Source organism: Altererythrobacter lutimaris (assembly GCF_013371495.1).
In the GTDB taxonomy this organism is placed as follows: domain Bacteria; phylum Pseudomonadota; class Alphaproteobacteria; order Sphingomonadales; family Sphingomonadaceae; genus Erythrobacter; species Erythrobacter lutimaris_A.
The window spans coordinates 2,489,549-2,505,411 of sequence record NZ_JABWTA010000001.1; the positions used below are offsets into that span (position 1 = coordinate 2,489,549).

The 15,863-nt window shown below is 56.8% G+C and carries 12 protein-coding genes; 9 read left to right on the top strand and 3 right to left on the bottom strand.

Annotation, left to right across the window (positions count from 1 at the left end):
- Nucleotides 1-15 precede the first annotated feature (15 nt).
- A complete protein-coding gene (locus HUO12_RS12140) occupies nucleotides 16-951 on the top strand; it encodes a DUF1838 family protein (protein WP_176273846.1) in 936 nt (311 codons plus the stop codon).
- A gap of 102 nt (nucleotides 952-1,053) precedes the next feature.
- On the opposite strand, the gene HUO12_RS12145 is transcribed toward HUO12_RS12140, so the two are convergent.
- The 3 genes from HUO12_RS12145 to HUO12_RS12155 all read right to left on the bottom strand — a co-directional run bounded on the left by HUO12_RS12145 (nucleotide 1,054) and on the right by HUO12_RS12155 (nucleotide 4,883).
- A complete protein-coding gene (locus HUO12_RS12145) occupies nucleotides 1,054-1,410 on the bottom strand; it encodes a nuclear transport factor 2 family protein (protein WP_176273847.1) in 357 nt (118 codons plus the stop codon).
- Between the two features lie 107 nt (nucleotides 1,411-1,517).
- Nucleotides 1,518-4,001: a TonB-dependent receptor gene (locus tag HUO12_RS12150; RefSeq protein ID WP_176273848.1), complete on the bottom strand. Its 2,484-nt coding sequence runs from the start codon at nucleotides 3,999-4,001 to the stop codon at nucleotides 1,518-1,520.
- Nucleotides 4,002-4,199: 198 nt separating this feature from the next.
- A complete protein-coding gene (locus HUO12_RS12155) occupies nucleotides 4,200-4,883 on the bottom strand; it encodes a hypothetical protein (RefSeq protein ID WP_176273849.1) in 684 nt (227 codons plus the stop codon).
- A 216-nt stretch (nucleotides 4,884-5,099) separates the two neighbouring features.
- On the opposite strand from HUO12_RS12155, the gene HUO12_RS12160 reads away from it, so the two are divergent.
- From HUO12_RS12160 to HUO12_RS12195, 8 genes are read left to right on the top strand one after another with little or no spacing between them, the layout of a single operon-like run.
- On the top strand, nucleotides 5,100-7,733 hold the full coding sequence (locus tag HUO12_RS12160; protein ID WP_232367390.1) for a TonB-dependent receptor: 2,634 nt from the start codon (nucleotides 5,100-5,102) through the stop codon (nucleotides 7,731-7,733).
- Nucleotides 7,703-8,788: a VOC family protein gene (locus HUO12_RS12165; RefSeq protein ID WP_176273850.1), complete on the top strand. Its 1,086-nt coding sequence runs from the start codon at nucleotides 7,703-7,705 to the stop codon at nucleotides 8,786-8,788. The genes HUO12_RS12160 and HUO12_RS12165 overlap by 31 nt, the downstream gene beginning before the upstream one ends.
- A complete protein-coding gene (locus HUO12_RS12170) occupies nucleotides 8,775-9,998 on the top strand; it encodes a serine hydrolase domain-containing protein (RefSeq protein ID WP_176273851.1) in 1,224 nt (407 codons plus the stop codon). The genes HUO12_RS12165 and HUO12_RS12170 overlap by 14 nt, the downstream gene beginning before the upstream one ends.
- The gene (locus tag HUO12_RS12175) at nucleotides 9,995-11,311 is read left to right on the top strand and encodes an MFS transporter (protein ID WP_332310413.1); all 1,317 of its coding nucleotides are present in this window, start codon (nucleotides 9,995-9,997) and stop codon (nucleotides 11,309-11,311) included. The genes HUO12_RS12170 and HUO12_RS12175 overlap by 4 nt, the downstream gene beginning before the upstream one ends.
- Nucleotides 11,311-12,873, top strand: coding sequence for an FAD-binding oxidoreductase (locus tag HUO12_RS12180; protein ID WP_176273852.1), 1,563 nt, complete (start codon nucleotides 11,311-11,313; stop codon nucleotides 12,871-12,873). The genes HUO12_RS12175 and HUO12_RS12180 overlap by 1 nt, the downstream gene beginning before the upstream one ends.
- Before the next feature lie 44 nt (nucleotides 12,874-12,917).
- Nucleotides 12,918-14,045: a nitrilase-related carbon-nitrogen hydrolase gene (locus tag HUO12_RS12185; protein WP_176273853.1), complete on the top strand. Its 1,128-nt coding sequence runs from the start codon at nucleotides 12,918-12,920 to the stop codon at nucleotides 14,043-14,045.
- Nucleotides 14,045-14,770, top strand: coding sequence for a DUF3108 domain-containing protein (locus HUO12_RS12190; protein ID WP_176273854.1), 726 nt, complete (start codon nucleotides 14,045-14,047; stop codon nucleotides 14,768-14,770). The genes HUO12_RS12185 and HUO12_RS12190 overlap by 1 nt, the downstream gene beginning before the upstream one ends.
- A gap of 58 nt (nucleotides 14,771-14,828) precedes the next feature.
- Complete coding sequence (locus HUO12_RS12195) at nucleotides 14,829-15,800, top strand: TraB/GumN family protein (protein WP_232367391.1); 972 nt, start codon at nucleotides 14,829-14,831, stop codon at nucleotides 15,798-15,800.
- Nucleotides 15,801-15,863 lie beyond the last annotated feature (63 nt).

The following is a 15,863-nucleotide window of genomic DNA, read 5'->3' on the forward strand; positions in this document are numbered from 1 at the left end:
AAGAGGAACCGATCTATGCGTTTTAAATCTTTGCTTGCTGGCGTAGCTGCGCTGGTCACCGCAGGTACGATAGCGGCCACTCCTGCTGCGGCTCGCACGCTTGATCCCAATGTGCCGGAAGATGCGCTGGAGATCTCCAAGCGCTTGCAATGCGGCGTCTCGGCTGACGAGCCTGCTGTCTATCACTGGTCAGGCAATATCTATGGCCGCTCGCCTGGCATCCGCGACAAGCTGCTTTTCAAGGGCGAAGGCATGAACATCCGCCGCTGCGTCGAGGTTGATGATCCGGAGCGCGGGAAGGGCTGGCGCTTGATCAGCCGCGAGATCATGCTGATGCTCGATCCGGAAACGGGTGAAGTCGTCGATGAATGGGTGAACCCCTACACGGGCGAGACCAATCAGGTCATGCAGATCCATAATGATCCCGTGAACGGTCGCCCCAACTTCGCGTACAATGCAGACGGTTCGCCGATGCGGATGAGCACGCTGCGTGAGGCAGGGCCTTATGTGTTCATTCCGTTTGAAGTGCCGCTGTTTTACACGAATCCGCTTGCAGGGGCCTATCAGGACTATGTTGGCAACCAGTATCATGCGATGGAAATCTTTGATTTTGCAGCGCTAAAAGATGACTTATACGACACTGACAAGCCGACCGCCTATCCAATGATTAGCTGGGTGCGGATTTCGCAATGGGCACCATGGATGAAGATGGGCTCGCGGCCCGGCCTGATGATTTTCAATGCGATGGGTCGCAAATTGCCCGGCGGATTTGAAGAATTGCCTGATGTGCTTAAGGATGAAATCCGCGAAAACTACCCGATCTACGAATATGCCCCGCCCAAAGATGACACGCGCAGAAACGAGACGACCTGGACAAAGTTCAAGATGCTCGAAGATGAGCGACGCGAAGCGGCAGGTGAAGACGCTCCCGCTGCGGGTCACTCAGACTAAGCGGCAAGTCACCAATTCAAGCGACACGATAGTCGCAGGAGGACAAGGCGGGTGCTTCAAAACGAAGCGCTCGCCTTTCTTTTTTACAAATGTTTTGAGCTGCTAGTTCAGCCGGACGCTGGATTGCGCGATGATGACCCAGCCTGCATCCTCGCGCTTTTCCCAGACCTGCATGACGCGAAAGCGAGCCTCGCTCATGCCGGTGCGGGTGCGCGCATTGATGTAAGTCACAATAGCGCGGCCTTCGCTGAGCCGAACAGCGACCTCGCTATTGTCCCACGCTTCAAAGCCGTTGCCGAGATCGAACAGAGCAGCTTCCCGACCGTATACCTTGCCTGACTGTGAGATGAGGACGAGATCGTTGGCGAATATCTGCCCGGCTTTTTCCGGTTCACTCTCCAATGCGGCCATCCGGACCGTCTCTAGCGAGCCGCGGATTGCGCCTTCGTCCGGCGCCATGATAGATTGAGCATTCGCAAGCGACAGCGCGCCGATCGCAGATAGCAAAAGGCAGCGAAACATCGCGATGATGCTCCGCTGCCTTTGCATGGGGTGATCCCGGACGATTAGAATTGAAGCCGCAGAATGGCCCCGAAACGCCGGCTCGGACGATTGTTGTATTGGAACCCGCGCGACTGACCTGCGGATGCCAGGTTGAAGCCGTTCGCAATGTTGGTCCCGCCAACCACGAGGCTTCCATTGCCGCCCGTTGGATCAATGAAGCGCAGCACACCGAGCGGTGCATCTTCATTGGTCAGGTTCTTCCCGTAGAAAGCGAGGCTCAGATTGTCGCCGTATTTGAATGTGATGCGCGCATCCAATTCAAACGAGCTGCCCGTTTCAGCAAGGTTCTGGACCTGCGCAAAGCGGCTTGAGAGATAATTCCCGTTGATCGAGAAGATCGTCGAGAAATCTCCGCTCAGGTCAGCCTCATAATCGCCGAAGAACGCGGCCTGATGGCGTGCCTGACGCGGCAGCGACTGGCCGGTCAGATCGGGGTCTCCGAACACTGCGCCTTGCGTGGCTTCACTGCCTGAGGTGAAGTTAGTGTCCGTCCATGCATAGGAGCCGCCCAGTGTCAGGCCCGGCAGAGATGCAGGCGACCAGACCGTATCGAGCTCGACCCCGAAGATCTCAACATCGCCCAGGTTCGCTGTCACAGACCCGGTGGTAGAGGCTGCACCCAGCGCAGCAAGGTTCTCCGTCAGCTGATAGTCTTTCAGCTTCGAGAAGAAGCCAGCCGCGTTGAAGATCAGCTGATTGTCAAAGAAGGCGTTCTTCGAACCAATCTCAAACTGCCATACGGATTCTTCATCAAACGTGCCGAAGCCGAATTCGAAACCTTGTGCACCGTTAAATCCGCCCGGCTTAGTGCCCTTTGCAGCGCTTGCGTAAAGCAGACTGTCCGGCGTTGCTTCAAAATCGAGGATGAAGCGCGGCGTGGTGGCCTTGAAGTTCGCTTCCACGTTGAACGGCGTCACGCCGTCATTGAGGAAGATCAGATTGCCTGTGTCGATGTCGAACACGCGCAGTTGCTGATCTTCGGAAGCCCAGCGTAGTTCAGCGGTGGCCGTCAAACGATCGGACAGATCATAAGCTACCGAACCGAAGATCGAGACGTTCTCGATCAGGCTTCTCTCAATGTCTGGCGGACCAAGATCAACGAATTCGCTATCAGTCAAGTTGACTGCAACAAAAGCACCGGAAGCAGCCGCGACCTGTGCCAGCGTGGCATCGCGGGATGCAAGAATGGCTGCTTCACGTTCTGAAGTGAACGCATCGCGCAGCGTGTCGTCTTTCTCTTCATTGCGGAAGTAATAACCGCCGATCCTCCAGCGGAAAGCTTCCGTCTGAGGAGAGTCCAGACGAAGTTCTGCCACGTAAGTGTTCTGCGTGTCATTGTCATTGGTTGTAAAGTCAAATGGCAGCAAGCCGATGCCGACGACGCCTGGGCCGAGCGGGAATGGCCCGAAAATCCGAGCTGTGCCAAATGAACCTGGTTGGCCGTCGCTATCAATGAGATCGCGGAACCGCTCGCGTGTATAACCAAGCGTGGAAACCAGCGTGTAGTCGCCTAACTCGAATTCGTTGTTCAGTGAGAAAAACAGCTCTTCACGCTCAAGGCCGCCACCTTCGCCGATGATGTTCGGCAATTGATCGCTGCCGCTCGGATTCGAGCCTTGCGCACGAACAATGCCTTGGAAGAATGGCTGGACGCCGCCCAGGTCAATTCCGCCCGGGACATTGACGTTCAGCGTCTCAAAGCCGGCAAGACCAATCGGGAAATGTCCGTCATCATCCTTGTTGTACGCTACGCGAAGCTTGCTGGTCCAAGTATCGGTTGGACGGAACTCAAGCGTGCCGCCAACGCTGATCGATGATTCATTGCCAAGGCTGGGATTGAGATTGCCCGGGCGATCAAACTCGCTCTTGAAATCGTAATAACGTGCAGCGAGGGAGAAGAACAATTTGTCTTCCACCAGCGGGCCGCGCACATTTGCAAGGACTTCATAAAGGTCGTCTTCACCCACTTCCAGGCTGATCTCGCCGCCGAAATCATTGGTCGGCTGGCGGGTCGTGATGTTGATCGCACCAGAGTAGGTGTTACGGCCGAACAGCGCAGACTGCGGGCCTTTGATGATCTCAATGGTTTCGATATCGCCGAAGTTCAGGCTGCGGATCGACTGAGTGACGTTCACATTGTCGATGAAGACTGAAACGCCTGAACTGCCAAGGATGTTGGCTTGTCCGCGAATGATCGGACGGTCGAACTGCCGACCGAACGGCGTGTCAAAGATGAAGCCAGGTGTCCGCTTGGAAAGGTCATCGATATTGCCGATACCTTGCTCAAATAAGTCTTCCGAAGTGAACGCGGAGACCGCGATCGGAACATCCTGGATGCTCTCTTCTTTTTTACGAGCCGTAACAATGATGACGTTTTCGTTCGTCGCTTCTTCCTCTGGGGCATCCTGAGCTACGGCAATTGCGGGGGTTAGTCCGGTGGCCAGAACAGATGCGGCGAGAAGAGCCGTACGCGTCGCGCGGATCATAAGTGAGTCTCCCTGTCATTTCAGCTTCGTCGATCCCATTCGCGAAGCCTTACATTGCATATAGTTTCGCCATGCGCACAATTTGTCCAGACAAATTTGATAAATCCGTCTACAAGCCGTCAATTGTGAACGGATTTAGTGGTATGATTGCAACGCCATCCGACGTGATCCAGATCGCCTTTTGTGCTCGCAGAGAGCTCAGAAAACCGGCTTCACATTCCCGAGAAACGCTGTGATCATCAACAGAATATAGACAATCCAGACCCAGATCCGGGTCTTGTCCATTGTCCGCCGCAGAGGAATCTCGGTCTCGTCGCTCGATCCTTTCTCAAGCAATGCGCCCAATTGTGCGCCGACCGGCTTAAAGGCGACATCGATCATGATGGCAGCGACAAAGATTGCTCCGAACAGCAATGCTTTCCATGCGAGCCAGTCGGGCATGAGCGGTCCGTCTGTTGCGAGGCTGAGCCCTCCTAGACCAAGATAGAATGCGCCAATTGTCCAACTGATCACGCTTTCGATCTTGCGATTGCGCGCTGCACGAGGCGTCATGTCATGCTTGTGCGAATCCCACACCAGCCAAAGCCATGCGAGCCCAATAGTCCATGCTGCAATCGAGAGCGCCATGGGCACGTCCCACCAATTGCCCATATCGACGACCGTCAGCGAAAGCGGAACCATCAGCGCCCAAGCGCTGCGTGGGACCATGTCCACCTCGACCAGAAGCTTGAGCAAGGCGATGCGCTGATCAAGCGTGTATGTCTCGCGTTTGCGGAAATGCTGACCAAGCAGAAACACGCCGACATCCGCACCCAACCATAAGACGAATAGCAGCAAGTGAATATATACAAGCGTCGGGTAGGCGAGATCGGCGAAGCTCATGGTCGCTCCTTGAGAAGTTTTGCCGCAGCAGTGTTACTCGAGCGCCTCACCATGCGACATAATGTTGCTTAGCGCGGCGCAACTTGCACTGTTTTGCTTGACAAGCAACCCTTTGTCCGGACAAATCCGCCGCGGACGGAGGGACAGGTGCGGCTTTGACCGGGCAAACCGGCATGGCTGCTGTAAAGCGTACCTTATCCAGGGAAGGAAAATTTCATGAAATTCCGTAAGTTGAACCCGGTGGTTCTGGCTAGCACGTCTTCGGCGTTGGCTTTGGCTACCATGGCAACTCCTGCTCTGGCGCAGGACGCTGATACTGATCCGCAAGAAGCAGAAGAGCAAAGCGGGGTCACCACGATCATCGTAACCGCGCAGCGACGCGAGGAAAGCGTCCAGGATGTGCCGATTGCTATCAGCGCGTTCAATCAGGAGACTCTGGAGCAGCGCGGCATTGGTACTGCGCTCGAAGTTGCACAATTCGTGCCTAACCTTGTGGGCCTCAACAACACAGGGCTTGGGACGGCGAACGCCTATTATTTGCGCGGCATTGGTAACACGGAATCAATCGCGACCTTCGATCCGCCAATCGGCACATATGTCGATGACATCTATCTTTCGCGCCAGAACGCAAACAACCTCTCATTGTTCGATGTCGAGCGCGTTGAAGTCCTTCGCGGCCCTCAAGGGACTCTGTTCGGCCGCAACACGACCGGCGGTGCGGTTAATGTCTTCCTGTCCGAGCCAGGCGACGACTTTTCGGGATATGCGGAATTTGGCTACGGTTCATACGAGCAAAAGCTGGTTCGTGCATCGGTCGACCTACCTCTCGCTGACAGCTTCGCAATCAAAATCTCCGGCTATTGGCAGAATGATGACGGATACGCGAAGAACACCTTCACGGGCGAGCGGACCAACGAGAATGATGGCTGGGGTGTACGCCTGGGCCTGCGCGGCGAGTTATCTGATACAGCACGGTGGACGGGTTCTTACATCCATACCTTCGCCGACAGCGCCAACATCCTGAACTTCGACTGCGATCCGCTTGATCCGACCAATTGCGATGGCCGCTTCGTCACGACCGGCCTCCGCTCTGACAGCAATTTCACGAGCTCTGTGTTCGGAGATCTCCTCACGGGCGATAAGAATGATTTCGGTCTCGGCAACGAAGCCACGATGGACTTCGTGTCGTCCAACTTCGAATTTGAGATTAGCCCGGACTGGTCCGTCAACATCATCACTGGTTTTGTCGACATCAGCCAGAAGTTTGCTTTGGATTTCGCCGATGGGCGCGGGCTTCCGAGCGTTGCGAACCCGTTCCCGGCGGTGTTTGCGCCCAACCCGGATCCGCTCGCTGATCCGATCCCATCGCGTTACACTTTTGGCGGCTTTACCATCGCCAACGATGGACAGCACACGCAGTTCACACAGGAAGTGAAGTTCAACGGCTCAATCGCCGACGGACTGCTCGATGTCGTGGCCGGTGTCTATTACTTCTACGAAGACAACAAGACCGACTTCGGTGACATCTTCACGCTGCCGTTCGCTCCTGCGCCTGACGGCTTCCCGTTTGTTTTAGCAGACCGCACGCTCGACAATACTGCGGAAGCCTGGGCTGGCTATATTCAGGGTGACTTGAACGTTACCGATCAGCTCACGATCACTGCTGGTATTCGCTACACAGACGAAGAGAAAACCTTTGGCGTTCGCGACAATCGTGCGTCATGCAATGACGGCACGATCGAAGCGACATGTCTTGATACCTCAAATCTGTTTGCCCCGGTTTTGCGACGCGATGAGAATGGCGATGTTGTTCTCGACGTGGATGATAATCCAGTCATTGATACGGTCGCAATCCCGACGAAACAAAGCGTAGGTATCTGGACGCCGCGTTTTGCGATCAATTATGCAGTGACTGACGACGTCCTGCTGTTTGCAAGCGCAACGCGCGGCTTCAAGTCAGGCGGCTGGAATGCGCGCGGCACGTCCGCAGGCGAGTTGCTGCCGTTCGCTCCAGAAAAAGCATGGAGCTATGAGGCTGGTGCTAAAACGACGTTGTTCGACCGTTTGCTTCAATTCAACGTCACTGCTTTCTGGCTGGACGTAGGCGGTCTGCAAACGCCGTCAGCATTCGTCCGTGGCGATGGTTCGCTTGCCTTCATTACGCGCAACTTTGCAGATTATCGTAACAAAGGCGTGGAAGTGGAGCTTACCGCTGCCCCGACTGACGGCCTCAACCTGTTCGCCGCCATCGGCTATCAGGACGATGAATATCGCCTTGATGACGATAGTCCCGACTTCGACGAGTTCGGCATCAAGTCCGTTGGCCTTCAGCTTGCCGATTGCCGCGCTCAATTGGCTAACGGATTGCTTCCGAATACTGCTGGGCCGGACAATGCGCCTGACTGCGGCGTCGGCATCGTTGCACCCAATGGCGAACTTGCCGAACCGGTGCGTACGCCTGAATGGACAGTGGCACTTGGCGGTAGCTACGAGTTTGTCTTTGGCGACTTGTCTCTAACCCCTGCAATCAACGCCAACTGGCGCGCGGAAAGCGAAGTGGGCACTAGCCAAGTCACAATCTTCGAAGGCGAAGTCACCGGCGCTTCCGACACTGATTATCCGTTCAACACACTCGGAGTTGGCACCCCGGTTGTCCCAACGACCGGATCTTTCAGTGATGATCGCTGGATTGTTAATGCGTCGATAACGCTGTCGAGTGTTAGTGGCTGGTCAATTCTGGCAGAGTGCAAGAACTGCTTCGATGAAGAGGCTGTTGAATCTGCTTTGGCGAATTACAGCTATCTCAACCCGCCACGTACATGGGCCGTTCGCGCCAAGTACGAATTCTGATGCGCAAATGCCTCGAAGTCTTCGGGGTGATGGTGGGGCTGATGCTGTTCGCAGTGTCAGCCCCCACTGCTTTGGCTGATGAGGACGCAGATGCCGCCCAGTTCGGCGTCGCACCGTGGAGCGAAGCGATCGTCAGTGTATCCGATCTTCAGGAAAGTTCTTCCTGGCTGATAAAGGACGGCGATTGGCGCATCATTGCCGAAGGCGAGCTTGAGGCGAGCGAGCTGCTATATTGGAAGCAAACGGAAGGCGTTGGCGCTGCATTCCGGCTCATCTGTGCGGCCAAAGAAGAGACCGGCTGTATACGTTTCATCCGGTTTGATGGTGCAGAAAAGCAGCGACCGATTCGTCGCACCGCGCGGCCGTGGGATACAGGCGGTATTTTCTCGATCATGCTTAGAAGCGAGGACACCGAAGCGCTTTACGAGGCCGCGATTGCACGCGGGTGGTGGGCCGAAAGCGAGCCCTATCGATTCAGTTTTGGCGGTTCGGACCTAGTCAATGTCGTCATTCGCGGCCCTCACGGTGTCAATTATGCATTGTATGAAAGAGAGGCGCCACCTTTCACAGGATTTCCCATCGGCCGTCTCAGTCAAGCCTTCAATACGATGCGAATGGTGAAAGATCAGCCAGCCAGCCTGGCATTCTACCACGACACTCTTGGGCTCGACGTTTTGTTCGATGCGCCGTTTACAGATCCGGAGCCGCGCTCCAACAATTTCTCTGTGCCTGCCAATCTGGCCACCACTCTGGTCCGTCGAGCTGCAGTGGTGCAGCCCAAGCTGCCAGGTGAAACAGGCCGCATCGAAGTGATGCAGTTCGAAGGCTTTGAAGGTCGCGATCTGTCTGAGCATGCAGTTCCGCCCAATCTCGGGATTTTATCCGTTCGCTATCCGGTCGCTGATTTGGCGGGCTATCGCTCTATGCTGGAAACACGCGGAGTTACCATCGACTATGAAGGGCAAAACGTGCCAATCCCAGGCATCGGGACAGTCGACATCTTTGCAGTCCGTTCACCCGATGGCGCGATCACGGAGTTTTATGATGCGCCTTGATCGGCTTGTTCTTGCACTCGCGGCGTTGCTTTCCGCACCTGCGCTGGCGCAGGATGGCGCAGAGCAAGTGGACGAGAATTTTGAGCGTCGCTGGGAAAGTCTGGCTGCAGGCGGATATCAGCCGCTCACGATCCCGGTGGATTGGTATGATCCGATTGCAGAAGTTGCTGGCGATCCCAAGCCTTATTCGCTGACGACGCCGCAAGCTGCCGGAATTGCGACGACTTCTATCGCGTCGGCAGATGCTTGGGCCAAGTCGCAGAATTCCACTGCGCTGATTATCGCGAGAGACGGCAAGGTCGTTCACGAGCGTTATTGGCAGGGCTCTGGCCGAGATACGCTGTTCAATCCGCAAAGCATGTCGAAAACGCTGACGGCGATGCTCGTAGGGACTGCGATTGCGCGGGGTGAGATCGCGTCGGTCAACGATCCGATCGGCAAATATATCAGCGAATGGGCCGACGATCCGCGCGGGCAAATCCCGTTGCGCCATATGCTCTGGATGGCGAGCGGGCTTGAGCAAGGCGATGATGGCTATGGCTATCAAGTCACGCGCGATAATCCGATTGTGCGCCATTCGCTTGGCAGCGATTTTACAAAGCGACTATTGACGCTCAATCAGCGTGGGTCTTCCGGCGAGACTTTCGACTATAACAATCAAGTCAATCAGCTGGTTGGCATGGTGCTCGAAGGCGCGACTGGCAAAGACTACGAGATCTTGCTGTCCGAACGCTTGTGGCAGCCGCTAGGGCTTGCCGATGCAAAGATGCCTTTGGACCGTGAAGGCGGAATGGTCTTGTCGAGCTGCTGTGTGATCTCGCGCCCGATAGACTGGGTGCGGATCGGCGGTGTGTTTGTCGATGCTGAGAAGGTCGGTGCACGCCAGATCATTTCGCGCGAATGGCTTGCTGAAATGGCGGAACCCTCACCTGGCTATGCGGGTTACGGCTTTCAGGTGTGGACTGGCAATCAGCAGATTGGCGGCGAGCGTCCGCCTGGCGTTCCACTCATCCCGTGGCAAAGCGAAGCATTCGCTGCGCCAAAAGTGATCGTCTTTCACGGTCATGGCGGTCAGCGGACTTATGTGTTGCCCGATAAAGGCCTCGTTATCGTCCGAGCTGCGAGAGACTGGCCGGATGCCTGGGACGACGCTTTACTGCCCAATGTGATATGGCGCGGGACCAGCGCACAAAAAGGAATAACTGAGTGACCACAACTGCAAATTCCATGACGGACGACCGCGGCGAGTTTTCCAAGGGCTGGAAAGTCCTGCTCGCTGGTGTTCTCGGCGTCATGTGCGGCGCAAGTCCGATACCTTACAACGTAATCGGATTTACAGCTGAGCCCTTGCAGGCTGAATTCGGCTGGTCGCAGACGCAGGTTCTTTTGCCAATCAGCCTGTTTGGTGTGATCGCGAGCCTTCTTGCGCCGGTATTCGGCTGGATGGCCGATCGCTTTGGCGTTCGCCCGGTCGCGCTGTGGTCATTGTTCGCGTTTGGCGCTGCGTTTGCCGCGATCAGCCTAACCCCGACCAGCGATGAGGCTTCAACGCTCTACATCTATTACGGTCTGTGGATTATGGTGGGGCTCGTAGGCATTGGCTCGACGCCTGTCACGTGGAGTCGCGCAATCAATCTGTGGTTCTTCAAGAACCGGGGGCTGGCGCTCGGCATCCTGCTGATGGGCACGAGTATCGCTGCGATGATTGTGCCTCAGGTCGCCGTTTGGGCAATCGAGACTTATGGCTGGCGAGCCATGTTTGCGATTATCGCGCTGTTTCCGGCTGCTGCGCTTATCATTGCCTTCTTCCTGTTTCGTGAGCCGCACGCGGACGAGCGCCCTGCGGATATTGCAGGGGCCAGCGGGCGGTTGACAGGCGTTACGCTCGGCACAGCCCTCAAGGATTACCGCTTTTGGCTGATCTGGCTCTCCATTGCACTGATCGCAGTGAGCTTCGGCGGTGCGTTCATCAACATGCCGACAATGCTGCGCTTGCGCGATGTCGATGCGCAGTCTGCTGCGACCGTCATGGGCATTCTCGGTTTCGGCATCTTCGCGGGCCGCCTGATAACAGGCTTCCTGCTCGACCGGTTCTGGCAGGGCTTTGTTGCATTCCCGCTGCTGTGCCTTCCTGCAATCTCCGCGTGGATATTGCTGGGTGACAGCATCACTTTCCCGCTTGCAGCGCTTGCCGGTTTCCTGCTCGGCTTTGCCGCAGGCGCGGAAAGCGATCTGATCGCCTATCTGACCGGCCGCTATTTCGGCATGGCGCATTATGGCAAGATCTACGGCATGCTTTACATGCCGTTCGGCTTTTTCTCAGCCGCATCACCTGTGATCTACGCACAGGTTTTCGACCGTACTGGCAGCTTCGATCCCATTCTCGAGCTCGCCATCTTTGGGTTCATCATAGGCGGCGGTTTGCTGCTGTTCCTCGGACGATATCCAGACAGCTTCCCCGAAAGCGATGATGAAGCTGGCACCCCTTCAACCCCCACTCAAACCCAACTGGAGGCCGCCTGATGGCAACCCTCGCAACTGACAACCCGCTAGCTCCGATCCGTTCCGCTGTAGACGAAGCTGCGCTCCTGACCGACGCGGACAATCTCGCGCTTTACAGCCATGACGTTTTGTCTCGCGGAAGCGAGCCAGTGGCTGTCTTTCGCCCTTCAAGCGTTGAGGAACTGGCCGCGGGGGTTGGCGCTGCAACCAAGGCAGGCCTTGCTATTGTTCCGCGCGGTGGCGGGATGAGCTATACCAGCGGCTATCTCTATGAGGGCGGGCCCTTCCTGCTGATTGATACAGGCGCACTCAACGCCGTGCTCGACATCAATGAGACAGACATGACTGTCACGGTCGAAGCAGGCTGTACCTGGGACAAGCTCTATCGCGAATTGAAGCCGCGCGGACTGCGGGTGCTGGCATGGGGTACGCTCTCCGGCATCCGCGCGGCGATCGGCGGCGGGATGAGCCAGAACGGCATCTTCTGGGGCGCGCGCAATGGCACCGCAGTCGACAGCGCGCTGAGTATGGATGTTGTGCTCGCTGACGGTACAGTTGTGTCTACTGGCTCTGAATTCTTCCGCCCGTTTGGCCCTGACCTGACAGGCTTGTTTGCGGCTGATTGCGGCGCGCTTGGAGTGAAGGCCCGCGTGACTCTAAAGCTCGTCCGCGAAGCTACGGCATTCGCCTATGGCTCTTTCAGTTTTGACACTCATGAAGCGCTTTACGCCAGTATGAGCGAGATCGCTCGCGCAGAACTGGCATCGGAAAGCTTCGCCTTTGATCCATTCCTGCAAGCACAGCGTATGAAGCGCGACACTCTGCTCAAGGATGCCCAACAGCTAGGCAATATGATGAAAGAGCAAGTGAAGTCCGGCGGCGTTCTCAAAGCCATGAAGGAAGGCGCGAAAGTTGCGATGGCGGGGCGCTCTTTCCTCGATGATGTGCCGTTCAGCCTCCACTGTGTCGCCGAGGGACGTCACCAGGCCGCAGTCGATGCTGACATGAAAGCCATCGAAGCGATTGTCACCGGCAATGGTGGGAAAGTGATCGAGAATTCCATTCCTAAAATCCTGCGTGCCAATCCTTTCCCTCCGCCCAATTCCATGCTTGGCCCAGATGGCGAGCGCTGGGTTCCAGTGCATGGCTTCCTGCCGCATTCCAAACTCGTGGAATGCTGGGATCGCTTGCAGGCGCTTTGGGATGAGCATGCCGAAGATATGGCCCGCCTGAAGGTTGAAACCGGCGCTCTTATCGCCGCGACTAGCCGCACCAGCTGCCTGATCGAGCCGGTGTTCTTCTGGCCAGGCGAACACAATCCTTTCCACAAACTCGCGGTTGAGCCTGACCATATGGCGAAACTGCAAGAGCAGCCTGATAATCCCGAGGCCAATGCGCTGGTTATGGAGCTACGCCGAAAAGTGATCGATATCTTCCATGCAAGGGGCGCAATCCATTTGCAGATCGCGCGCTCCTATCCCTTGAAGGAAAGCCATCAGCCAGAGGCATGGAACATCCTTGCTGCATTGAAGCACCAAGTCGATCCGCGCGGACTTATGAACCCGGGCTCGCTAGGCCTTTAAGAATGGCGCTTGAGACGGACCGACGTCGCGCAATCGCAGCGGGCATGACCGCAGCGGTTGTGGGGTCGGTTCCTCTGGCCGCGCCGCTTGCTGTACAACAGGACAAAGATGTGACTGACACTGCCACTTACTCCGCCATCGCCATGCAGTTGACCGCACGCTCGCTGGAGCGGCTGCCGGATGAAGCGAGTGCACGCAAAGCGATCCAGGATCACATTGCAGAGCTGGAAACGCCGATCCGCACCAGCGCGATCTTCGTCCAGCAATATGCGGGAAAGCCAGTGAAGCTGGCCGTGCTGCCCGAATATCTCTTTACGTCTTATCCCGGGCGCATTTCCATCCCCGATTTCGCGCGCAAGGTCGGATTTGCGCCGGGCGGCGCGGAATACGAAGCGCTGGGTAATCTCGCGAGCAAATTGGGCATGTTTGTCGCAGGCAATGCCTATGAGACCGACGATGCTTTCCCGGACTTCTATTTCCAGACGAGCTTCGTGGTTGCGCCGAATGGCGACACAGTCCTGCGCTATCGCCGCCTGATTTCCATGTTTGCCCCAAGCCCGCACGATGTGTGGGAGACGTATCTCGACAAGTATGGGCTTGAAGCGGCGTTTCCGGTTGCTAAGACGGAGATTGGCAATCTGGCAGCGATTGCGAGCGAAGAAATCCTCTACCCTGAGATTGCCCGCGCGCTCGCGCTGCGCGGAGCGGAGCTTTTCTGCCATTCCTCTTCGGAAGTCGGCAGTCCAATCGCCACCAACAAGGATATCGCCAAGCAGGCCCGCGCGTTCGAAAACCTTGCTTATGTCGTGAGCGCCAACACTGCCGGGATTTCAGGCGCAGGCCTCCCGCTTAGCAGCGCTGAAGGCAACAGCCAGGTTGTCGACTATAAAGGCCGCGTGATTGCGCAATCGGGCGACGGCGAGACCTTCACCGCATTCGCGAACATAGACCTTGGCAGTCTGCGCGAAGCTCGCCGGACACCTGCCATGACCAACTATCTCGCGCGGCAAAGACCCGCGCTGTGGGCGGAAGCCTATGCGGCGGCGGCGGACAATTTCCACCGCGCAGACGGAATGATGGCAGATGGAAGACCGGCGATCCCTGAACGCGATTACTTCAAGCGCGCGCAAGAGAAAGTCATCGAGCGTTTGGACAAAGCGGGGATCATCTGATGCAGCACAGAAACGTCCGCGGGAAGATCCGCTATTCGTCGATGAAGCCCGGCATGGAAGGGCAGGAGCGCGGGCGTGAGTGGTTCAATTTCACCCACCATGCCGATGGCTCTGTCATTATGAGCGCGCAATGCGAGATCGAGGAGCCTGATCCCACCGTGCTCCGCAATATCGTTTGTCATATCGGACCGGACCGCAAGCCGCAGAACCTGCTCGTGCATCTAACACTCGGCGATGAGTTCCTGGGCTCAGGCTGGATGGCTTACGATCAGTCAGCGAACCAGATTACATGCGAAAGCCAGGGTCCTTCGATCGGGCGTAATTCAGAAACGCGCGAAGCGGGCGAGTTTGATGCGTTCGGCACTCATCCGGTAGTGGGCGATGGCTTCACCACACGGCTGATGGACATCTCCAAAGGTCCGCATCGCCGCAAATTGCGGTTTTTCCTGCCATCACCGGACCATCGCGGCGCGACACCTCCGCAAATCGCGGAAGTGTTCATGACCATGGAATATGTCGGCGAAGAGGAAAAGACAGTTGAAGCAGGCACCTTCCAATGCCGCCGCTATCGCTATGTCGATGACAGCGACGAAGGCATGGGCGGGGAACGCCACCCGGACTTCGACATGTGGGTGACGGCAGATAACGACTCGGTGCTCGTTTACGGTTCTATCGACGGGTACATGATGAACCGTTACGAGCTGGTCGAGCTCGAGCGAGACTAATTCGCTGTCGTTGCTCGGCCATTGTTCACCGGGCGTCTAGCCATGGGCTGATAGCCGCATGGCCATGCCCCCAACCTTCAAATACATTCTCGCTGCCGGCTTCGCTTATCTTTTTGCGAGCACTGTATTGGCGCAGGACGCTCCGTCGCAGAGCGAGATTGTCGTCACAGCACAGCGCTCGGGCGCGCCGATGTGGACCATCGACACGGCTGGCGGGACGGTCATTCTGGTCGGCGAAATCACAGCTGTGCCCAAGTCGACGCCTTGGCAGCCGGACCGGCTTGAAGAGGCCACCAAAGAGGCAAGCCGCGTTATTATCCGTGCGCGGCCCAAGTTCTCGCCGGGCGATGTGTTTCGCCTGATCTTTCGCGGAGGGCGGATCACTAAGCTGCCCAAAGAATCAGTTGCTGCCGATTACCTCTCATCTGAGCAACGCGCAGAGCTCGCCGCTCTCGAAGCAGAGTATGACATTGATTATGATCGGCGTAGCTTTCTCATGACATCATTCGATCTGCTCGCGCGGCGGCTCGATTTTGACGACGATACGACAAAGGACGCGACAGACATAGTGCGCAAGGCCGCTGGCCGCGCAGATGTGCCGATTTCGCGGCCAGAGCGCTTTCGCGGAGAAGACTTGCTCGACGATCTGGCTGAAGCTGACCCTGAGAGCCACATTCCATGCCTGGAAGCGGCGATGGCTGCCACTCGGGCAGGGCAGGATATCATCGCCGAGCGGGGCAATGCGTGGCGCAAATATGATGTGCCCGCCGTCATGGCGAACCCGCTTGAAATCGCGCTGGGTAAATGCTGGCCTTGGGCGGATGAAGAGATCGGCGAGGAAATTCGCGATCAATGGACAGGCATGATCGCCGATGCTGCCAATGAGACCGGCGTAACGCTAGCGGTTGTTCCGCTCAGGGTACTTGCAGAAGAAGGTGGCGTGCTTGATCAACTTGAAGCGCGCGATCTCACCATCAGCGGTCCAGAGTGGCGCGCCGCTCCAGCAACTACATCTGCGCCTACGCCTTGACCTTGTCCTGAAAGCTCTTGCGAAGCTTCATGGGCTTAGGAGGAATCGAAGAGTATACCGACT